We start from the raw sequence: 23,516 nt of genomic DNA, 5'->3' as shown, positions 1-23,516 counted from the left end.
ATTACTGATAAAAGGGGGATTAGACATGCTACGCAAGACGAGGAAAACGGTTGCTTCGTTCCTGGCGTTATCGATGGTATTCTCGATGGCAACGACAGGATTAGCGGCAAATGCCGAGACAACAAAGACAATAGCGGCCTTAACTGACTCAACAGTAAAGGTAACATTCTCAGACATATCCAATCACTGGGCGTCCAAGGAGATCGGCAATTGGTCTCAAAAAGGAATTATCAATGGCTATGAAGACGGTACCTTCAAGCCTAACGTACCCATTTCCAGATCGGAATTTGTCTCCCTAGTGAACAGAGTTCTGGCTTATCCAACCGAGGGGACCCAGAGCTTTCCCGATGTATCCTCCAATGCCTGGTATGCCAAGGACATATCCAGAGCAGTAGCTGCAGGTATCGTATTTGGAGATGACAAGGGGAATTTCAAGCCGGAAGCACCAATCAGTCGGCAGGAAGCAGCGGTGATCCTCTCCAGAGCATTCGATTTAAAGGCTCAGGATAAAAAGGCGTCAGACCGGTTTACCGATGCAAGCAAAATCGCAAGCTGGAGCAAGGACAATGTCAACGCATTGCTTGAAGGCGGATATGTTTCAGGTCGCGAGGATGGCTCTTTCGATCCATTGGCCAATATCACAAGAGCCGAATTTGTGAAAATGATTGACAGCGTTGTTGGTGAATTGAAACATACAGCAAGTACCTACACTGGAAATGTGAACTCCAATTTGGTGATCAATACAAAAGACGTTAACCTGAAAAACATGACGATTTCAGGTGATTTGTTTATTACTCCTGGCGTTGGAGATGGCAACATTTCCATGGATAATGTCACAGTAAAAGGCCGTACCGTTGTTCGAGGCGGAGGCGAGCATAGTATTGTTATTAATAATTCTTCGTTGGCAGGAACGCTGCTCGTTATTAAAAATGATGGCAAAGTTCGTATCGTTATGCAAGGATCGTCTGATATACCCCATGTACAGCTGAACTCCGGTGCCAAATTGGAGACAGAAAATAAAACCGGCAAAGGCTTCGGGGATGTCCAAGTTATTGGGACTATTTCCGCGAATCAAGAAATTAAGCTGGATGGTAATTTTGCCGATGTTTCAGTTGAGGTCCCCGGCGTTACGGTCCAAGTTATAGATGGCTCCGTTGGTAAAATTGATGTGAAGGAGAATGCGGTTGGCTCAAATGTGAAAGTATTGAACGGGAATGTGAGTCAGCTCAATGTCCAATCGAAGGCGACGATTGATCTTTCGGGCGGTACAGTGGGCAATGTCGATATACAAAAATCGGCTGAGGGCACATCCGTGCAAATGGCTTCAGACTCGGCTGTTACGAACTTCAAAATAGACGCCCCAATCGAAGTCAAAGGAACAGGCAAAATTGAAACCGCTACAATTAATGTGGATGGTGTCAAGATAGAAACAAATCCGGCAAAAGTTGCCGTAGCGGATGGAGTTAAATCCAATGTTACCGCAGCACCAACGCCGACAGGAGGTTCTTCCAGAAGGAGCTCGAGCAATCCAACTGCCATAAGCAAAACGGCAGAAGAAGTTGCAGGAACAATTACGGCGATTGCGGCACCTGCGAAGGATGTTATTGCGTTAACACTGCCTACGGTACCGGAAGGCTTTGCCGTAGCAATTAAAGCCTCAAGTGATACAAGCATAATTGCTCTTGATGGGACGGTTTCTCCTCAAGCTGCAGATGCAACGGTGAATCTTGTATTGGAAGTAACAAGAGTATCCGATAGTACTAAAGCGAGCACGGCAAGCATTGCGGTAGTAGTGCCAGCGAAAAGCGTAGTACAGCAAACGGCAGAAGAAGTCGCGAAGGCAATTACTACGATTGCAGCACTCGCGAAGGATGCTGCTGCGTTAAAGCTGCCAAACGTGCCACCAGGCTTTACCGTAGCGATCAAGACTTCAAGCGATACAAGCGTAATTGCTCTTGATGGGACCGTTGCTCCACAAGCTGCAGATACAACAGTGAATCTCATATTGGAAGTGACGAGAGCCTCTGATAGTACTAAAGCGAATACGGCAAGCATTGCGGTAGTAGTGCCAGCGAAAAGCATAGTTCAACAAACAGCAGCAGAGGTTGCCGGGGCAATTACTACGATTGCAGCACCTGCAAAGGATGCTGCTGTGTTAACGCTGCCGACAGTACCGGCAGGTTTTACTGTAGCGATCAAGACTTCAAGCAACACAGGCGTTATTGCTCTTAATGGAACGATTGTTCCTCCAACAGCAGCAACAACGGTGAATCTTGTATTGGAGGTAACGAGAACATCCGATAGTTCCAAAGCGAGCACGGCAAGCATTGCGGTAGTAGTGTCAGCGAAAAGCGTAGTACAACAAACAGCAGCAGAGGTTGCCGGGGCAATTACTACGATTGCAGCGCCTGCGAAGGATGTTGTTGCGTTAACGCTGCCGACAGTACCGGCAGGTTTTACTGTAGCGATCAAGACTTCAAGCAACACAGGTGTTATTGCACTTAATGGAACGATTGTTCCTCCAACAGCAGCAACAACAGTGAATCTCGTATTGGAAGTAACGAGAACATCCGATAGTTCCAAAGCGAGCACGGCAAGCATTGCGGTAGTAGTGCCAGCGAAAAGCGTAGTACAACAAACAGCAGCAGAGGTTGCCGGGGCAATTACGACGATCGTAGCACCAGCGAAGGACGCAACTGCATTAACGCTGCCAGTCGTACCACCAGGTTTTACTATAGCGATCAAGACTTCAAGCGATCCAGGCGTAATCGCCCTTAATGGAACGATTGTTCCTCCAACAGCAGCAACAACAGTGAATCTTGTATTGGAGGTAACGAGAACATCCGATAGTTCCAAAGCGAGCACTGCAAGCATTGCGGTAATAGTGCCTGCAAAGAGCAGCGTGGTCGCAGGCGATACGGATATCCAATTGAAAGAATTAGGATATAACTATGTTAGTGATATTTCAGGAGATGTAATTAATATTACATCAGGGAACACCTATATTTATACAGTTGATACAGCTGAGGGTGCAGGCCTTACCACAATGACTGTAAAATCAGTGGAGGAACTGCTTAATCAAATCACTTCTAAGACTTCTAATCCTCAAACCTATGTAGTCAAGGGTGCAGGCGGGGCTAAAAAAATGTCTGATCCCGTAGCACAGGGTGACATTTTAACTGTAAGTGCAGGGCAAGCTTCTCGCGATTATACGGTAAATGTCATACAAGGCGCGTTAAGGGGGCAGATGCAGCTAATCAATAGCGTTATAACTGCAAATACGCAATCTGACGTCGTTTTGAATTTCTTTGCAGGAATGAGAAGTCCGGCAGTAGAGGTTGCACTTAAAGTTCCAAAGGGTATCAATGCCACTATGGACAACACAACGGTTAACGTAATTGGCAGAGGTAAGGTGAAGCTTTCAGGACTTGCCACACAATCTATAGGCAGAGTGGGGGCAGGATACCGATTCCAGCAGGTGGGTACAGTTAGTATTGATAACAATGCTGATGGAAGCCAGCTCATTACATTTAAGGGACTTGATCTAAGACCGGCCAATGGAGCAGATCTTCAAATTACCTTCGAAGGTGTGAAAGTAGCTGCTGGCAGCTATGGATTTGAAGCTTCTTACAAGACAGCTGAGCCGGAAGTGTTAACAAGCCCGTGGGGCGGAGTAAATTTAAGCGCAGTAAATACAATCAGTAATTTCAATAGAATATTGGATAAGAGCCTCACCTATAAGGAAAGCAGCGACACTTACACAAAGGCGAAGTTCAACTGGGGTGCAGCTAAAAATGCGGCTTCCATTAAGCTGATGCAATCAACGGATAAGGGAGTAACATGGACAGAAAGCAATGCTGCAGTTAGTGCTCAAAGTGAAGTCGTAGAGGTTGCAAACCTTACTCCGAATACAGAGTATTACTTTAAGCTTGCTATTGCTGGCGGCGAAAATAATGGAGACTCTAACCTTGCAAAATTTTATACAGGCAAATTCAATGCCAAGCTGATGGGTGCCAAAGGCGATGGTAAAGCTGATGAAACACAAGCCATTAATGATGCCATTATATACCTGAATTCATTAGGCGGTGGTACGCTGCTATTCGAAGGCGGTACTTTCAATGTGAGAACCGTTCATCTTCAAAGCAATGTATACCTTTATGTTAACAAGGATGCTACAATATCCGCTTTAAAAGGCGGAGATGCTCCGGAGACAACGTATTTCTCAGATAAAGGATACCGCTCGGGCACATCCGCAACGTCAACAGGTCCATACAAGGATCCGGAAAATTACTTGACGAAGCAAGACGTAGGTCATCATTACTTTAGAAACAGTATGTTTTTTGGGGAAAGATTAGATAATATCAAGATTATTGGAAATGGTAAAATCACAGGAAACGGGAATCTGCAGACCAGCGATGGAGTCATGGATAATAATCCGGACAGTCGTACAGACAAGATGGTTACGGTAAAGCTGTGTACAAATTTTGAATTTGGCGGTTTGGACAATGGGCTAGACCTGTGGTACGAAGAGACAAATTCACCTACGACTGACGAGCCTTATTATATCAAAAGCATTAACCCGGACGGTACAAATGAAGTTAAGCAAACGGACATCAGCAATATGCTAAGAGTGGATAGAGCAGGACATTTTGCAATGCTTGCAACCGGTACGGATTATATCAACACGCATGACTTTTATTATGATAAAGGTAGTGGCGGCGGCGCCAGAGATGTTTTTGACTATATGCAAAGCAGCTATGTTACAGCTAAAAATATTTATGCCAAAGGTACATCCGATGATATTGTAAAACCGGGCAGTGACTCCTCACTAGGCTTTACAAGACCTGCGACCGATTTCTACGTTCGTAATATTATCGGAGACACGAATTGCAATCTATTCCAAATTGGCAGTGAAACTGTAGACGATATTAAAAATGCCTATGTAGATAATATTTACGTACTGGCAGGAAATAAAGCAGGATTCTCTATTTCAACGAATGATGGCGGTCACATCGAAAATATTTATTTGAATTATGGGCAGACAGGTCCAATACACCATAAGGCACAAATGAAACGTACGCGGGCACCGTTCTTTATTTCTATTTCAAACAGGGGACGTGTGATCGGCGGCCAAGCTACAAGAATGAAGTTTACAGAGAATGGCTTGGTGAGAGACGAACTGTTAAGCACGAATGTAAATATCGGACTTGTAAGAAATGTATTCATTAAGGATGTTAATATTGAAGAGGTTTATCAAGGAAGTCAGTATGGCGACCCGTCCAAGAGATGGAAAGCATACGGCGGCAATCCTACGACTAAGGCAACGCCAATCATTGCAGGCTACAAGGTTGGTGAGGGCGGACCCACACTGCCGGATGGACGGAATATTGGCTATATTGAGAACCTCCACTTTGAAAATGTTGACGTGTTAGTAAAGGGCGGAAATAGCTTTGCGGACTCAGAAATTAGTCCTCCGGAGCTAGGTGTTGGTAAATACAACATTGGAGACATTGGGGAGCAGCCATCCTATGGCTTCTGGGCAAGACATGTGGACGGTCTTACTTTTACAAATGTTAACACAAAATTTGAGGTGAACGATGATCGATATGCCATCGTTCTGGATGATGTAAAGAACGCTACCATTGATAATATGAAAATGGTCAGTGGGACAGGTAACCCCAATGTTATACAGCTAAAGAATGCAAGTAATATAACGCTTAAGAATTCTTCTTATTTCAAGAATACGTGGGGCAATGAGCTTACTTCTCTTGCAGATCTAAGTAATGTAACGGTGACAAGTAAACAGACTTATCCGAATATAAAGGTGCAGGACCCGCATAATACTTTGATTCAATTAAAAGTAGCTGGTCACCCGAATCTAACTAATTTGGATAAAGCCACTAATGCAATTACGGCAACTTTGGGAACTACAGTAGCCGATATCATTACCCAACTAGAATCAACGGATGAGACGGTACAAACTTACTCGGTAACCGATTCGTCTAACGCAGTGAAGAATTCGGGAATGCTGGAGACGGGAGATATTCTTGTCGTAACCGCTCAAGATGGGATAACAAAGAAAAATTATAGTATTGTTGTTCCGCTCGAAATTTTGGTGGAAGGCGAATCACAGCTAACTTCAGTCATAAAAAGTATCCCTAGCATAACAACTTCATCCTCTTCAACCAATGGGATTTACTATCTACAAACGAATGCTGTGCCAATTGGGGAGTGGATTGAATTCAGTATTCCGGTTCCTTCGGCAGGCACCTATAATGTGTCTTATCAATATAAGACCAGTGCGACTGGAAGGGCTACCGTTCAGGCCTATGTTAACGGAGAGTCCAGGGGCATACCTGTCAACTTTAATAATACGACAGCCAATTTATTTATTCCGGTAGATCTGGGTCAGGTGACCTTGCCGGCTGCAGGCAGCTACCCGGTGAGATTTGTTGCAACTAGCGCCGGCTCGATCGTTATCGACTACATCAAGTTTACCAAGGTAACGGTGACCGCTCCATCAACGAACACGAATATTCAGCTGGCTACGAGCCATCCGAATGTGACGGCGGTCGATACAACGAATCATACAATTACAACGGTAAGCGGAACTACCGTAGCGCAAATCCTTGCACAGGTAAGTTCTACAGACAGTTCAACGCAGGCTTATACAGTGATGGATTCAGGAAACGCTGCGAAAAGCTCCGGAGTACTTGTTAGCGGGGATAAGTTGGTTGTCACTGCATCTGACGCAACGACGAAAGCAACTTATATTATCACCGTTGCAGCGAGTACTAATACGAATATTCAATTGTCATCAAGTCACCCCAACGTGACAGCGGTTGATAATGCGGCAAAAACCGTAAACGTAACTTCCAATTCAACAGTAGCGGATGTCAAATCTCAAATCGTATCATCCGACGGCTCTACACAAGCCTACTCTGTCACGGATGCAGGCAATGCCGCCAAAAATTCGGGTGCGCTTGTCACAGGTGATAAGTTAGTTATAACGGCTGCGGATGGAGCTGCTCAAGTTACTTATACGATCCATGTGGCACTGGCCGTTAGCAACAATACGAATGTTGTTCTGAACGCAACGCATCCTAATTTAAAAGCAGTGAATGCAGTATCCATTGTTATCGCAGCAAATACAACCGTTGCTGATCTGTTGGCACAAATTACTTCTGCTGATGGGTCGATTCAGAATTACGTTGTTACGAATTCGGGGAATACACCTAAGTTATCGACGGATGTGCTTGCAGCCGGTGATATTCTGAAGGTTACGGCAGCCGATGGGGTAGCGAGCAAGGAGTATTCCATAGCTTTGCCTACCACGAATTTGCAGCTGAATGCCGGCAATACGACAGTCATTGCTGTAAATAACACAGACCGAAGAATTGCAACATCAGGGGTCGCTACTGCAGTTACAACAATAGCTGGCCAGTTGAAATCTACAGACGGAACAACTCAAACGTATACGGTTACAAATGCAGCCGGAGGTGCACCTAAAACTAACGCTGTGAACGGGGATAAGTTAGTCGTAACTGCTGCAGACGGGACGACTACAGCCACTTATATCATTGCAATTAATGCATCACCTGCAGGCACCTATGCCCAGGTAAAAGCAGCAGGGCATCCTCATGTCACAACAGTGTATAATTCAGATCGGACCATTATTGCTAAAACAGGCATTACCGCAGCTAATCTCTTGGCTGAGATTGAATCTTCAGACGCGTTGACGCAAGCCTACTCCGTAACGGATGCAGTCTACGCTAGTAAGACCGGAAATACCCTTCTTCATACTGGGGATCTGTTGAAGGTAACATCACAGGATGCAACGGCAAACGTGTATTATACCGTTTACGTAGTGGACGTACTTTTCGATATAGATCCTGCAGGTACCTACACTACGTCTAACAGTAATACTAAGTCTACTGGAGCCGATGATACAGCTGGTAATCATGACCGCAACAGTGCAGTAAATAATACACATCTGCAGGTGAGTTTTCCTTCACCACCAGCTAATCAATACATCGAGTTTACGATTAATGTCCCTGCAAACGGTACCTATGATGTGATTTTTGGTTCCAAGAAAAGTAATTCGGGTAGAGCTGCTATGCAACTAACTGTCGATGGAGCCAACGTAGGTTCGGTAAATGAGATTGTGGGGACAACGGCACTCCAAGGGATGTACTTGACAAATGTCGGAAGCGTCAACTTGACCTCTGGCAACCACACGTTCAGGTTCACAATTGGAGGTCCTGCAAGTGGTCAATCCTTCGACTTTATTGGCCTTACCAAGACGAACTAAGTTGGTTTGTTGGCACAAGGATTTACCTTCAACATGATATATAGGATAGGGAACATCGATTGACCCAAATCATAAATAGAGGAGCGGGAATTGTCCCTGCTCCTTTATTTTTTTTGAAAGTGACTTCCCGACATTTGAAGGATGCTTCTCATATAGAAACAAGCATTTTAGGACATATAACTGTTAATGAACTTAAACACTCTGATAATGATATTTGATTCTCTATAAAGCCTAACTGCCTTAAAATTAAAGTATAGAAGCGGATTAAGTGAAATCCGAAAAGTCTTGAAGTGGAGGAAACCCAGTGAGTGCAAATCAATCAACCGTTGTAAACCGAGCGATAGTTAGAAAACAGAAGCAGCGCATTCAGTGGCTGCCTTACATCCTGATCGCGCCGGCGATTGTCCTGATTATTGTCTTTTTGTTCTATCCCGTAGGAAATGTGTTTTATTTCAGCTTGCAGAAGTTTAATCCTGCGAAAGCTTATGAGAATGGATTTGTAGGGCTCGACAATTTCAAAGCCATTTTCACGACTGACAAATTGTTTATTTCAACATTGTGGGTTTCGGCTAAATGGGTGTTCGTCGAGGTTGCTCTTCAGCTCATATTCGGGCTGGGAATCGCGCTCATGCTGAATCAAGCGTTTAAATTCCGCGGATTATTCAGATCGGCAGCGATATTGCCTTGGGCCATTTCAGGGGTCGTGACCTCCACCTTGTGGCAAATTTTATTCAACGAGCAAATAGGGCCGATCAACGATATTTTTATGAAGATTGGTCTTATCGATCATAAAATTGCGTGGCTCTCTGAAGTACATACGGCATTTCCCGCAATTGTAACCGCAGAGTTATGGAGAGGAATACCGTTCTTCACAATAGCACTTCTCGCCGGCCTGCAAACCATCCCTGGTGATTTGTATGAGTCAGCGGTAGTGGATGGAGCGGGGAGATGGAAATCGTTCATCCATATTACGCTTCCGTTTTTGAAAACGACCATTATATTAACGACATTGCTGCGAGCGGTCTGGGAGTTCAATAACGTCGATTTAATATTTGTAATGACCAACGGGACAGGCGGACCTATTGATTTAACGACAACACTCCCGATGTACATTGTTAAGCAAGCGATTGTCGCGCAGGACTTTGGTTACGGCTCGGCTCTAACCGTGATTGGCTTCATTATACTGCTGCTGTTTGCAGTGTTTTACCTGAAATTAAGCGGATATGGAAAGGAAGAGTAAGCATGAGAAACTCGCAAACCATGAAATCCCCCCCAATTCTTCCTAAGTTAATGGAAAGAACATGGCTATTGTATATACCGATGCTTCTGGCGATGATATTCACTTTATTCCCCTTATTCTGGGCGCTGGTCACCGCATTTAAGAGAGAGAGCGACATCACCAAGCTTCCCATCCAGTACTTGCCGTTGCCCGCTACTTTTAATAACTTCCTGATCGCCTGGAATAACGTAGGGTTCTCCAAGTATTTCGTCAACAGCTTAATAGTAGCGGCTTTGACTGTAATGATAGTGCTTGTGTGCTCCATCCTGGTAGGCTATGCCATCAGCCGATTTAAATTCAAAGGCAAGAAACTTTTCATGCTATTGCTGTTATGCACGCAGTTTATCCCAGGAGCCATGCTTCTTATTCCGATGTTCGAGATCTTCAGAGCCTTGCATTTAACCAGTAATTTAATGGCATTAGTCATTATTAACAGCACGTTCCAGCTTCCCTTCAATGCTATATTAATGAGCGGTTTTATTTCCAACATTCCTGAGCAGCTTGAAGAGGCGGCAATGGTAGATGGATGCAGTCGTTTGAAATCGGTTTTCTTGGTTATTTTCCCCATCCTGATGCCAGGTATTGTGGCGACAATGGTCTACACCTTCATCGGATCGTGGAATGAATTCTTATTTGCACTCATGCTGATTAGCAAAAAGGCGCTCTTCACATTGCCGGTTGGACTTCGTTATATGCAGGGTGAATATGACATTCAATACGGGGCATTGGCTGCGGGAAGCGTAATTGCTCTGCTGCCGGCGGCAATCTTGTTCGCCTATGTTCAAAAGTTTTTGGTGCAAGGGATAAGCGCAGGAGCTGTAAAAGGCTAATATGTTGGAACTAATTCTCTCCTCGGGTCTTTATTCGAAAAGGGATTTAGCATATATTAATATTATTAAGGAGATGTTAGCATGTACAAAAAGGGTCTAAAAATGTTAATGGTAATGGGTTCGGCCTTTTCGTTGACCTTATCGGGGTGCGGCACTGGCGGAGACGCAACTAGCACGGGGACGCCGGCACCGGCACCGGCGCCAGCAGCCCAAACCTCCAAGCCTGCAGAAAATGTGAAGATCACTTTTTGGGATGAGAATCCTGGCCCGAACCGAACTCCTTTTTATGAAGAGCTAATTAAGCGGTTCCAAGCAAAAAATCCGAACATCCAAGTTGAATACGTGGGTATCCCGGCAAGTGGCGCTAAACAAAAGTATGATGTTTCCATTGCAGCCAATGACATGCCCGATGTAGCCGGTATCAATATGGTGTGGTTATCCGATTTTGTGGCTAAAGGGGCCGTACAGGAACTTGATCCGTATTTCAAGGATTGGAGCGATAAAGACAAAATTGCTTCGAATATAGTTGATTTCGATCGAGGCTTAACTGCGGATAAGAAGCTGTATTATTTGCCGCATACGATGTTTCTCGACATCCTCTGGTATCGAACGGATTGGGTGAAGGATGCAGGTTTGAAAGCGCCAACAACCTGGGACGACTTCTTTACGGATGTCGACAAGTTGACTGATATTAAAAATAACCGTTACGGCTTCAGCATTCGTGGAGGGTCCGGAAGCATCAATCAGCTGACCTCTATGATTTATGCCTATTCCGGCATCGGTGAATATTTCACGCCTGATGGCAAAGCTACGGTTAGAGATCCGAAAATCACTGAGTTTTTAAATAAGTATGTAGCTTTATATAAAAAGAATACTCCTGTAAGTGACGTTACCAACAGCAATAAAGAAATGAACGCAACGTTTGACACCGGTACTTCGGCTATCATTCAACATAACTTTGGTTCTTACAATGATCATGTAACGAATCTGGGCAACAGCAAGTTTGCAGGTGTCATTCCACCCAAAGCGGCTAACGGCAAAAGAGTTGTAGTCCCGGTTGCCAACGGATTAGTGATGTTTAAAAACTCAAAGCATCCTCAGGAGGCATGGAAATTCTTAAGCTTCTTAATGAATGCAGAAAGCCAAACGTATTGGAATCAAAATATCGGCCAAATGCCTACCAACACGGATTCACTGAAAAGCGACTACGTGAAAAACACGCAGCATATTCAACAAGGCGCAGAAGTATTGGCTGATAAAGAAACGATTGCATTAAGTCTTCCTTCTCATCTGCCGGATTACACGAAGATTACAACTCAACAGTTGGAGCCTGACTTCCAAAGAGTGCTTACAGGCAAAATGACGGTTGACGAGTTCGTTAAAGGCTGGGCTACTTCGATGGAAAAAGCGAAAGCCGATTACGATGCTGCCATGAAGAAATAAATAGGATGGATTCATCACATTTGGGGTGAGCGGTCATTCGCTCTCCCTGAATGTTGTTATTTAGAGGGGGAGGATCACTGTGCCGGTATTTCGTTCATTAAAATCAACGATCCTTTGGTTATTTATCCCCATCATTATTGTGTTTGTACTGGTAACGGGTACGATATCTTTTATGCTGGCTTCACAGCAGCTTGAAGATAACGCTTTCACTAATTTGAATGACACGATTGCCCAAACGAAAAGCTTATTAAGTGATAAATTAACTGCTTTTATAGCGGAGCTTATAGGTCTGGAAAATAAATCCGAATGGATTTCCATTATGAATAAGACAGATGACCCGGGAGTGGCTCTGGAACCCGAAGACTACATTTTTATGAACAAAGCATTGGACTCTTATTTTGAACGCTATTCCATGCTGGACTCTGTTTTGTTTTATTACAATGAAGGAAGAGTATCTCAATACAAACAAAATAATTCGCTAATTTCAACCGTAGATATTTCTTTGGAAGATTACAGCCGAAAATTAGAAAGCGAACGCCTCTCTGTAATTAAATGGCTTAATATACATGATGAAATCAAGTTGGCTGCACCTCAGGTGATCAGTGTATATCGCATGTTCGGCAAAGATAAGTCGCGTACAAAGGGAATTTTCATGATGAGTTTGAAGAGCCGCTTTTTCAGCGATTTATTGAACAATGCTAAGATCAGTACAAACGGTTATTTATGTATCGTTAGCGATGACGGGGTTATGAGCTTTAAAAATGTAGAGGAGCGCTACGATATCGATAAAACGGTTCTGCAGAAGGAACTGATGATAGCCAAAGAGCCTTCAGGGCAAATCAATATTACGAATAAATATGGCGAAAAAATGCTGATCGTGTACGATACTTTAAGCCTTAATAAATGGAAAATCGCGGCCATCGTGCCGGAAAGCGAACTGTTTAACAAAGTGAATTCTATTGGACTGGTGATCGTTACTGTGATGCTGCTGGTGATTGTATTTGCCGCCGTCCTTTCCAATATTGTTGCTCATATCATCACAAAGCCTTTGATTAAATTAACCTATACCGTGAATCGCATTGAAGAGGGGAATTTGTCCATCCGCTATAAAACGTTCCCTTCTAATGAAATCGGCGTACTGAGCAGAGGGATTCAGGAGATGATGCTAAGAATTAATAATTTGTTAAAAGAAGTAAAGGAGGAGCAGGAGAAGAAGAGATCAGCGGAGCTGGCTGTTCTGCAGTCGCAGATCAAACCGCATTTTCTGTATAATACGTTATTTTCGATTAAACAGCTTTGTGAAATGGAAGAAAATAAGGATGCCGGTGAAATGGTGACGGCTTTATCTAACTTTTATCGCATGAGCATTAATAAAGGGAACGAAATTATCCCGATCTCCCAAGAAATCGAGCATATCCGAAATTATCTGTACATTCAGCAGATGCGGTATGGAGAAGATTTCACTTATGAAATCGACATTGAACGGGACATAATGAATTGCAATATTGTTAAGCTGACTTTACAGCCATTAGTTGAAAACGCTATCTATCACGGAATGAAGCAAAAACGCGGACAAGGCTTGATACGCATCTGGGGGGAATTAGCCAATCAGGAGGTGCGGTTGTATGTAGAGGATAACGGCAACGGGATGTCAGAAGAAGATGTGCAGGCGATTAATCGAAGTTTAAGGGATGAAGAGGATAACGGGAGTGTATTGGGCTTCGGCATTAGTAATGTAAATAAGCGGCTTCAGCTTAACTATGGAGCATCGTATGGGCTTTTATATGAGAATAGGCTTAGTGGCGGTATCATCGTGATGATAAAAATCCCGTTTTATGGATAACCACGAGGGGGAGCTATGATGATGAAGGTTGTAATTGTGGATGATGACAGCATTATTCGAAAAGGATTATCGCGTACAGTCCCATGGGAGCAGAATGGGTTTGCGCTCGTCGGTTCGGCTAGAGATGGGGAAGAAGCGTTGAGCCTCATAGCTGAAATGCGGCCTAATCTCCTGTTAACGGATATACGGATGCCCTTTATGGATGGTTTTCAATTGACGGAGGCTGTTAAAGAGAAATTTCCGGATATGAAAATTATTATGCTAACCAGCTTTGATGAGTTTGAGCTTGCCCATCGCGCGTTGAAATTGAAGGTTTTCGATTATTTATTGAAGCCTGTCGATACACAGCTTCTTCTGGATACGGCAAAAAGGGCGATGGCCGAGCTTGAATATGAGAGCGAAATGAAGCGGAAGGTTATTGAAGGAATGCCGCTGCTGCGACAAAGATTTTTTGGGAAACTAATTAAAGAGAACTTATCCGAGGACGAAATCCGTTCCCATAGCGAGCTTCTTAATTTCAGGCTGCCAAGAGCCAAATATGTAGTTATCCTGTTAACAGCAGATGATTACAGTTACCCTGATTATCAGAACCGATTCGGCAAAGAAATGTTGAAATATTGCATATTGAACGTAGCTGAGGAGACGGTGCAAAACAACTATGAGGGAATTGTTTTCGATTCGGAGGATGGTGAGATTGTCATCATTTATTACGGGAATGGGGAGCAGGATCTCATTGAGCAGACATTGAAAATAGCGGAGACGATTCGAGATAACGTAGAAAAATATTTAAAAACGACGGTGACGGTTGGTATCGGTTTTATTTATGACAACCCTGGCGATGTGTCCCGGTCTTATCGTGACGCGAAAGCAGCTATTGAATTCCGGCATATGATTGGCACGAATAGGGTGTTAACCGTTGGAGACACAGGGCTACCTCCTACCTGTTCAACCGAAATTATTTTAAATGGAATAGAGAGCGAGCTTGTTATGAAGGTAAAGCTGGGGCTGGAAAAGGAAGCTCATGCAATACTGGACAACATCGAGCAAAGAGTGCTTGAAATCAAATTCGTGTCATTGGTGCAAGTCCGGTTGATCGGGATTGAGATCAGTCTTCTTATGTTCAAAGAGCTGGAAGAGATCGTGAAACGAAATGTGAAATTTAAGGATAGTCTCGAGTCCTTCCATACTTACTATAATGAGTTAGAACGGTTCCAAACCGTTCAGGAAATCTTCAGCTCTATTCGTCAATTGATGGATCGCTTCATAGACATTACGAACCGTCAAAGGGAAATCCAAACGAAAAGTATGGTTCATAAAGCTATCGACTACATCGAGAGCAACTATGCAACAGAGGGTTTATCCCTACAGGAGGTCGCCCGTTTCGTACATATTAGCCCGACTTACTTGAGCATTCTGTTCAAGAAGGAGAAAAATATTACTTTCAGTGACTTTCTGCTGCAAATTCGCATGAAAGCAGCGACTGAATTGCTTCGAATGAGCGGTTTGAAATCCTATGAAGTAGCTGAGAAAGTGGGGTACAGCAATCCGCAATATTTCAGTCAATGTTTTAAGAAGTACACCGGGTTCTCACCAACCGATTATAAGAATAATGATCATTGAAGCTTAGGGCAGTCGGGATTCCGATTGTTTTTTTTGTTTTAAAATTAAGGTTTGCACACGTGAACATTGAACTGAAATGGAAATGCGATTATCAACTCTTTGAATTATATGGTAATAAATGGAAAATTTAATGATCTATAAAAAGCAAACCTTATTTCTAAATTTCATACATTGTAAGGGCTCCCATAAAAAGTCATAATGAAAGCATTCCAGTCAACAACCGAGGGGGATAAACAATGAAAAAGAAGAGTATGGCACTTCAAGCAGTTCTGGCAAGTACTCTCGCCGTCAGTCTGACCGCATGTGGAGCGGGAGCGGGTGATGGAAAAACGAGCAGCAGTACACCTGCCGCAACTCCGGCCAGCGGAGGCGGGCCGCAAGAGAAGAAGGTTGACAACATCACCATTACGTTCCAGAACATCTATCCTGATCCGACGGATCCGAAGAATAGTATGTTGAAGAAAATCGTGAACGATTACCAGTCGAAAAATCCGAACATCAAGATCGAACTGGACTCGCTGAACACGGACCAGCAAAAGCTGAAGCTCAAAACACAAGCCGCTTCCAAGGAAGTGCCTGACATTACTATCGTCAACCCATCGGCTCAGATGAAGCCGTTTGTCGATGCGGGCCTGTTTGCGCCGCTGAACGACATGGTAGCACAGAACGGCCTGAAGGACACGTTCCAGAGCGGCATTCTGGATTGGTATACGTTCAACAACAACCTCTATGCGCTGCCTGACGGCAACAACATCGCCGTTGTGTACTATAACAAGGAGCTGTTCAAGCAAGCCGGGGTCGAGATACCAAAAACCTTCGAAGAGATGGTTGACACCGTTAAGAAGCTGAAGGATAAGGGTATCCAACCGATGGCGATAGGGGAAAAGGATTCTTGGACCGGTTCCTTCCTGTTCATGAACGTACTGCTTCGTACCAATGGCGGTCCTGGCTTCCTGAAGGATGTCGTGGACGGCAAGAAGACATTCCAGGACCCTGCTTTTGTTGATGCCGTAACCAGCTTCCAGAACTTGATCCAAGCGGGAGCTTTCCAGGAGGGCGCTACTTCCTTCGACTATAACGCAGGCGAGAACTTATTCAAGACCGGTAAAGCAGCCATGTACTTTATGGGCAGCTGGGCGACCGGCGGGATCGAAACCTCCTCGGTTAACGGCAAAGTAGGCGTGTTCAAGTTCCCAACGGTTAATGGCAAAGGGAATCCGGATGAATTCATGCTTGCTCCAGGCAGCGGGTTTGCAATATCTGCGAACAGCAAGCATCTAAAGGAAACGAAGGATTTTCTCAACTACTTCATGCTGAACTTCCCGAAGGAAGCATTCGCCGTGAAGGGCGCGGTTGGCTTGGCACAGAAGGTCGATGGAGACTTCAAGGCGGCTGGTTATTCCGAGATGGCCATGGAGGTGCTGGGTCTCTTCAAGCAAGTGAAGGGCGGTGACCTTGCCTTCGATAACACGATGAATCCGGGAACGGCGCAAGGCCATCTGAGCAGCATCCAGAACCTGTTCGTGCAGAAGAAAGTGCCTGCGGATGTTGCCAAGGAGCATCAAACAGCTTACGAAACCAATAAAAAATAAACCGGCAGCCGAATCGGAATTTATCTTCAGCCCATGAGGCAAGGAGGTAAGTTCCGATTGCAATTCATAAGGAAGGAGGCTGAACAAAGTGAAGGTACTGCGAGTCTCCAAATGGACGATAGCCGCATTCGTGCTGCCTTGCCTGCTAATCTATATAAGTCTCGTGTTCGTTCCGATCCTCGTATCCTTGTACAGCGGATTGCTGGATTGGAACGGGATTGGCGAGTCAAAGTTCATAGGATTTGAAAATTTCCGCGTCTTATTATCCTCAGATCCAGTATTCTGGCCATCGGTACGCCGAACGCTGATGTTCGCCGTGTTTTCCATGGCGGAGATACCCGTTGCGCTATTTGTAGCCATTCTGCTCAGCCGATTCATCAAGAAGCCGAACTTTTGGGTGTCCAGCTACTTCTTGCCGGTGATTTTGTCGGTAGTCATCATCGGCCAGCTGTGGAAGACGATCTACAATCCCGCGGCTTTAGGCGGAATGCTGAACCAAGTGCTGGATATGATGAATCTGCACAGCTGGACAAGATCGTGGCTCACCGATCCTGCGATCGCTATGAACGCTCTCTACTTCGTTGCCCTATGGCAGTATTTGGGCTATCATACGCTGATTCAATTCACCGGCATTCAGAATATTCCCGCCGATATATATGAAGCGGCCCGTATTGATGGGGCCGAGGGACTGAAGGCGGATTGGCATATCACGTTCCCGATGAATATTCCGATCTTCAAAATTTCGATCGTTCTTGCTTTCATCGGCTCCCTGCAAGCATTTGATATGGTGATGGTCATGACAGGCGGCGGACCGGCGCATGCAACGGACGTCATCTCAACACATATGTATAACATGTCGTTCCTGTCGATGAAATATGGCTACGGCAGCGCCGTTGCGGTCTTTCTGGTCGTGCTGTGCCTGATTTCTACCGTTCTGATCAATACCGTATTCACCCGATTGGAAAACAAATTCTCGTAAGAGAGGAGTGTATTCATATGCAGGCAGCGCCAGGCACTGCTTCTATACAACCAGCCACCAGAGTCAGCCGCAAGCCGCTCTCTTTTGCGAAGATTATCGTTGTGTGCTTCTTGTCCATCCTCGTAGTTACGCAGGTGTATCCCCTGCTCTGGCTTTTTTTGTACTCGATGAAAAGTAATGAGGAGATTTTGTCAGGCGCCTTCTTCGCTCTCCCGGCTTCTCCGCAGTGGAAAAATTTTAGCGATGCCATTGAATCAGGACATTATTTTCTCTATTTGAAAAACAGCCTGCTCGTGACCACGGTTACGCTGGCAGGCGTACTGCTGCTCAGCTCGCTGGCATCATTCGCAATCAGCCGGTTCCGCTGGAAATATGGCCAGGCGGTTATGGTCATATTTCTCATCGGGCTGATGATTCCGCTGCAAGCGACTCTGCTGCCGCTGATGATCATCTTCAAGAACATGAATATTCTTAACACCCATTTGTCGCTCATTCTGCCGTATATCGCTTTCCAGACCCCGATAGCGATCTTCATTCTGAGTGGGTTTATGAAGTCGATTCCCAATGAGATTGAAGAATCGGCCATCATGGATGGCGCGGGCGTGCTGCGCATCTTTACAAGCATTCTGCTGCCAATCTCCGTGCCGCCGATGATGACGGTAAGCATTCTGACATTCATTAACATTTGGAATGAATATATTTTGGCTGCTACATTCATTTCATCAGAGAGGCTAAAGACGCTCCCGTTTGGCGTCAACAGCTTTGTCAGCCAATATTCGGTCAATTACGGAGCGATCGGGGCTTTCCTTGTCCTGGGGGCGCTGCCGGTCATCATCATTTATTTTCTGTTAGCTGATAAAATTACAAAAGGGATGATAGCGGGAGCGGTGAAAGGTTAATTCTCCGCCCTCCCTTTTTTTGTTCCCTATGATAAAATATGGTATAGGGCATGAGGAAAGGGGATTACAATGTGACACGGGGCCTGAATTCCATTCATAATCGCTTATTTCTACTATTCCTGGCTTGCATGCTGGTCTTGCTGTTCATTGTAAGCTTCTTGTATTATCAGAAAACGACGGAGATCATCCGTGGAAAAATCAATGATTTGGCCGAAAAAAATATCTCCCAAACAGTTGGATTGTTCGATCTCCTGCTGCAAGGCTATGACAGCGTCACCAAAGCGCTTAACAGCAACTACGAAATGCTGCGGCTGATTGAGAGCCGCGATGCGAACAAGGACCCGGACATCAGTTTTATTAATGAAAGAACGATTACCAATATAATTGGCGCCATCTACTATTCGCGGGATGATATCGTCGGCATCCACATCATTACCAATGGTGGGAAAAATTACAGCTACGAGCGGCGCTTTGCAGGGGTTTTGGATGCCAATTATTCCACCTCCCCCTGGTATCAGAAGCTTGTTGATTCTTCGGGTGAGATGGTCTGGCTCGGCCTTTTTCCCGGCTCAGTTATCAACCGGTTAGGTGAGGATCCGGTGTTCGTATTCGGGCGCAAGCTGTACGATCTGACCGATCACCGCATGATTGGCGTCATGCTGATCGAGACGAACCCCGGACCGATATTGGCTGCACTTTCCAATGTGACGATCAGCCCGAACAGCCGGGTGTACATCGTCGACAGCGCCGACCGGATGATCGCCTCCACAGAGAAGGATCAGATCAAGCTGCCCTCCTTCAGCGGCCTTCCCCGCCCGCAGGCTGAACATATCATCATCGACAACCGGACGGATCAGTTGATTGTTGCGGCCAAAGCGAAGATGTCGGACTGGACCGTGTTCGGCCTTACTCCGAAAGAGGACATCAATGCGGAGGTCATCAAAACAAGGGAATATCTTTTTTTCGTGATCATAGTGCTTGTAATTGGTTCAACCGTGCTGGCTACTATAGTTTCCCGCAGTATGTCCTCGCCTCTCAAGCTGCTCATTCGCGAGATGAGGCAGGTAGAGATGGGGAATTTCAAAGGCTTGGTCAATGTAAGGTCATTTGATGAGATCAACTATCTCGTAGCTTCCTTCAATCGAATGGTGCACCGTATGGATGAATTGATAGAACGGATCACTATGGCATCCATCAGTGAAAAAAACGCAGAGCTGCAAGCGCTGCAGTCTCAGGTCAATCCGCATTTTCTATACAACACGCTCGACATGATTTACTGGATGCTGGATGAACGGGAAAATGACAGGTTAGGGCGGGTGATTCTGGCCTTATCGCATATGTTCCGCTACAGCAGTGATTGGAAGGAAGCATCGAAGACGACGCTGCGGCAGGAGCTGGAGCAAATGCAGCATTACATGACCATTATCGAAAACCGTTTGGAAGGTAGGGTGCGGACGGAGATCCAGGTGGGCTCCGAGTGGCTGGATGTTCCGCTGCCGAAGATGACCATCCAGCCGATCATTGAGAACGCTATTAAATATGGGCTTGAACCGCTCCATGATCATTCAGGATTACTGCGCGTCTACACGGAGGCAACGGATGTCGAGCTTCGTATCGTTATGGAGGATAATGGAATTGGTATCCATGAGGAGGTTCTGGACCTGATCAGGGCATCGCTTGCGAACGATACGACGCTGACGTCATCAGGGTATCGCACATTAACCGGCTCCCATACAGCCGAATCCCCAACAAGTCGGGCCTTTCGCAACGGCGAAATCTCAGGAAACAGTTCAGCCCAAGGCGAAGCTGCCGATCACAGGGCAGGTAAAGTGCGCAGAGGCATAGGTTTGACCAATGTTCACCGCAGGATTGCTTTAATGTTCGGAGAATCCTACGGACTTCGCATCCACAGTACAGTAGGGAAAGGAACGACGGTAATTATTTCGATGCCGCTTCCTGGAAAGGAGCCAAAGCCGGATGATTCAGATCCTTATCGTTGATGATGAAACGGTTATTCGTGAAGGTATTCAGCGGACGCTGCATAATCGGTTTCCCCAATACCGGATTCACCACGCGGCTAATGCCGAGCAAGCGATTTCGCTGCTGCATGAGCATCGTATCCATATCGTATTGACGGATATTTTGATGCCCGGTATGACGGGACTGGAGCTGATGAACGTCTCCCGTCATCGGCATCCGCATCTTAAATGGGTTGTCATTTCGGCTTATTCCGAATTCGCTTATGCTCAGGAAGCTGTCCGTCTCGGAGCTAAGGATTATCTGCTTAAGCCTATCGGCAAGGAAATGCTCACTGAGATGATTGATAAGCTAAGCATGGAAATTGTCAAGGAAACCGAATTGACTGAAGAAGCAGAGGTGTTGAAGCGGAATCGCAAGTACTTGCAGGAAGCCGTTTTTCAACGGTTTGCGGCTGGACTTGATACGGGACGTATTGACATGGGACCGATCATCGACCAGCATCCGCACTTCCGTTTGATCATGGTCAAGATGGAATCCGACAAGCCTGTTCGCTTGGAGAACTTCATCATCGAGAATGTAATGGCAGAGCTGATCGAGCGCTACGGCAGAGGCTTTGTCACGGTCCATGACAGCCAGAGCTTACTTGGCCTGATCACGCTCCAGAACGAGGCGAGTCTGACTGAGCTGTTGTCCGAGCTGCGCACGCATCTTATCAAGTATTTGCGGGTGCCATTCCAGATTATGCATACCGAGAGGATTCAGCATTTCGAGGCCGTACCGGAGGAAGTGCAGCGTATGCGCCAAGCATCGACGATACAAATCTACGAGCATTACGTGAGTGGAGGGGATCGCGCGGTGGAGGTTGCACAGCAGTATATCCGCAGCCACTATCAGGAGGATCTTTCGCTGGAGAAGGTGGCAGCTATCGTTTATCTGAATCCGGTCTACTTCAGCCAGCTATTCAAGCAGAAGACCGGTCAAGGCTTCAAAGAGTATGTTATTCAGCTGCGATTGGATCAAGCGAAGCTGCTGTTAGCCAATCCGAAGCTAAAGCTTGCTGATATAGCCGAGCGAATCGGCTACAAGGATATGCGCCACTTTACCCAGGTGTTCCGCAAGAAATACGGCGTTACTCCTTCGGAATTTCGGCAGGGGTCCGGAGTGCATACGTTGGATTCGTGCTAGGAAATATGAATCCAAACAATTAAATGGAATAAGGGCAAGAAACTTCTGGGGAATCTCTCAGAGTTTCTTGCCTTCTTTTTTTGCGTTCTAACGTTATAGGGGAGATGTGGAAAATAAATGAACTTGATTTTATATAGACAATTAAATAAAATATCTATATATTAATAAACAAATAATAAATATATCTATAAAATAAGGAGGTGTTGACGTGAATGGACAAAAAGCTAAATAAAACGGAGACCGAGGATATTATAAAAAAATGATAGAAGGTAATCCGCTGTATGAGGCGGTTTACTCTAATACCATGAAAGGAAGTTATTATTTTGTTGAATAATCGCTATGTTAGAATCATCATCCTATCCCGTGTGCTTTTGCAGCTGGGGATTTGGGTAAGAAACTTTGCAATCCTTTTGTACGTGACCGATTTGACGAACAACGACCCCCAATATGTGTCGCTCATTTCGGTCGCGGAATTTGCACCGATCTTTATTTTTGGCCTTATCGGGGGGACATTCGCTGATCGATGGAGGCCGAAACGTACGATGGTTTGGTGTGATCTGCTATCGGCCGTATCGGTCTTTATAGTATTGATTTCCCTTATGTATGGATCCTGGTATTCCTTACTAATAGGCACGCTGATTTCCGCTGTTCTGTCGCAGTTCTCCCAGCCATCGGCTATGAAGCTGTTCAAGCAGCATGTGCCTGATGAGAAACTGCAAGGAGTCATGGCTATGTTTCAATCCCTGATCGCTGTATTTATGGTCATCGGACCGATGCTGGGTACTGTTGTCTATCAACAGTATGGGATCGAAATCTCATTAGCCATAACGGGAGTGATGTTCTTTGGATCTGCAATGGTACTAATGCTGCTTCCCCAGGACGCTAAAGCACCAAACATCACACTGACTCACAGTTTTAAACAAGAGCTGATAGAGGGGATTCGGTACCTATGGGCCAACCGTGTACTTCGAACATTGGGGATTACCTTTGCCGCTGCGGGGCTTGGAGTTGGTTTAATCCAACCCTTAGCGTTGTTTATTGTTATTGAAAATCTGGGACAGGATAAGCAGTTTCTACAATGGCTTCTAATGGCTAATGGCGCGGCTATGTTCATCGGTGGGGGCATCGTTATGGGGATTGCCAAGAAGGTGAAGCCGCAAGCTTTGCTTGCGACGGGCTTACTTGTCAGTGCCTTTTGCACGGTTGGGGTCGGTTGGTCAACGAGTATTACGCTAACGTTTATTTTGCAGGTGCTGAATGGATTATTTAATCCTTGCGTTCATATTGGCATTCAAACTCTTATTATGAGAAATACAGAAGCTGCGTTTGTTGGCAGGGTTGGAGGGGTCATTACACCGATATTTATGGGACTGATGGTAATCGGAATGTCTTTCTCAGGCTATTTAAAGGATGCTTTTTCCCTGCTTACGGTTTATGTCCTCAGTGGATTATTGTTGCTGATGGGTGTGCTGCTTCTGGTCCCGCTTTTTCAAAAAAGCCGGCATGCGGTTAACAAACAGGAGTCGCTAGCTAAATAACAGCGTATTCGTTATAT

At 45.3% G+C, this 23,516-nt stretch carries 12 protein-coding genes; all 12 read left to right on the top strand.

Annotated elements, in window-relative coordinates; all coding sequences use genetic code 11:
• Positions 1-25 precede the first annotated feature (25 nt).
• The 12 genes from ACFQ0C_RS07555 to ACFQ0C_RS07500 all read left to right on the top strand — a co-directional run bounded on the left by ACFQ0C_RS07555 (position 26) and on the right by ACFQ0C_RS07500 (position 23,499).
• A complete protein-coding gene (locus ACFQ0C_RS07555) occupies positions 26-8,311 on the top strand; it encodes an S-layer homology domain-containing protein (RefSeq protein ID WP_379365485.1) in 8,286 nt (2,761 codons plus the stop codon).
• 304 nt (positions 8,312-8,615) lie between these two features.
• A complete protein-coding gene (locus tag ACFQ0C_RS07550; protein WP_379365483.1) occupies positions 8,616-9,551 on the top strand; it encodes a carbohydrate ABC transporter permease in 936 nt (311 codons plus the stop codon).
• Positions 9,552-9,553: 2 nt separating this feature from the next.
• Complete coding sequence (locus ACFQ0C_RS07545) at positions 9,554-10,420, top strand: carbohydrate ABC transporter permease (protein ID WP_258217997.1); 867 nt, start codon at positions 9,554-9,556, stop codon at positions 10,418-10,420.
• A gap of 81 nt (positions 10,421-10,501) precedes the next feature.
• Positions 10,502-11,863 carry an ABC transporter substrate-binding protein gene (locus tag ACFQ0C_RS07540; protein ID WP_379365481.1) on the top strand — a complete coding sequence of 454 codons (1,362 nt, stop codon included), beginning with the start codon at positions 10,502-10,504 and terminating at the stop codon, positions 11,861-11,863.
• Positions 11,864-11,942: 79 nt separating this feature from the next.
• Positions 11,943-13,706: a sensor histidine kinase gene (locus tag ACFQ0C_RS07535; protein WP_379365479.1), complete on the top strand. Its 1,764-nt coding sequence runs from the start codon at positions 11,943-11,945 to the stop codon at positions 13,704-13,706.
• A gap of 15 nt (positions 13,707-13,721) precedes the next feature.
• A complete protein-coding gene (locus ACFQ0C_RS07530) occupies positions 13,722-15,326 on the top strand; it encodes a response regulator transcription factor (RefSeq protein ID WP_379365477.1) in 1,605 nt (534 codons plus the stop codon).
• A gap of 236 nt (positions 15,327-15,562) precedes the next feature.
• Entirely contained in the window at positions 15,563-16,918 is a 1,356-nt protein-coding gene (locus ACFQ0C_RS07525; protein WP_379365475.1) for an extracellular solute-binding protein, read from the top strand.
• An 88-nt stretch (positions 16,919-17,006) separates the two neighbouring features.
• A complete protein-coding gene (locus ACFQ0C_RS07520) occupies positions 17,007-17,897 on the top strand; it encodes a carbohydrate ABC transporter permease (RefSeq protein ID WP_379365473.1) in 891 nt (296 codons plus the stop codon).
• 17 nt (positions 17,898-17,914) lie between these two features.
• The gene (locus ACFQ0C_RS07515; protein ID WP_379365471.1) at positions 17,915-18,796 is read left to right on the top strand and encodes a carbohydrate ABC transporter permease; all 882 of its coding nucleotides are present in this window, start codon (positions 17,915-17,917) and stop codon (positions 18,794-18,796) included.
• Positions 18,797-18,867: 71 nt separating this feature from the next.
• Positions 18,868-20,796, top strand: a complete 1,929-nt coding sequence (locus tag ACFQ0C_RS07510; RefSeq protein ID WP_379365469.1) for a sensor histidine kinase — start codon at positions 18,868-18,870, stop codon at positions 20,794-20,796.
• Positions 20,777-21,961, top strand: coding sequence for a response regulator (locus ACFQ0C_RS07505; RefSeq protein WP_379365517.1), 1,185 nt, complete (start codon positions 20,777-20,779; stop codon positions 21,959-21,961). Before ACFQ0C_RS07510 ends, ACFQ0C_RS07505 begins: the two co-directional genes overlap by 20 nt.
• Positions 21,962-22,284: 323 nt before the next feature.
• On the top strand, positions 22,285-23,499 hold the full coding sequence (locus ACFQ0C_RS07500) for an MFS transporter (protein ID WP_379365467.1): 1,215 nt from the start codon (positions 22,285-22,287) through the stop codon (positions 23,497-23,499).
• Positions 23,500-23,516 lie beyond the last annotated feature (17 nt).

The organism is Paenibacillus sp. GCM10027630, from assembly GCF_042676305.1.
In the GTDB taxonomy this organism is placed as follows: domain Bacteria; phylum Bacillota; class Bacilli; order Paenibacillales; family NBRC-103111; genus Paenibacillus_S.
The sequence above is the reverse complement of the archived record's forward strand: the minus strand, read 5'-3'. Positions and strand labels throughout refer to the sequence as shown.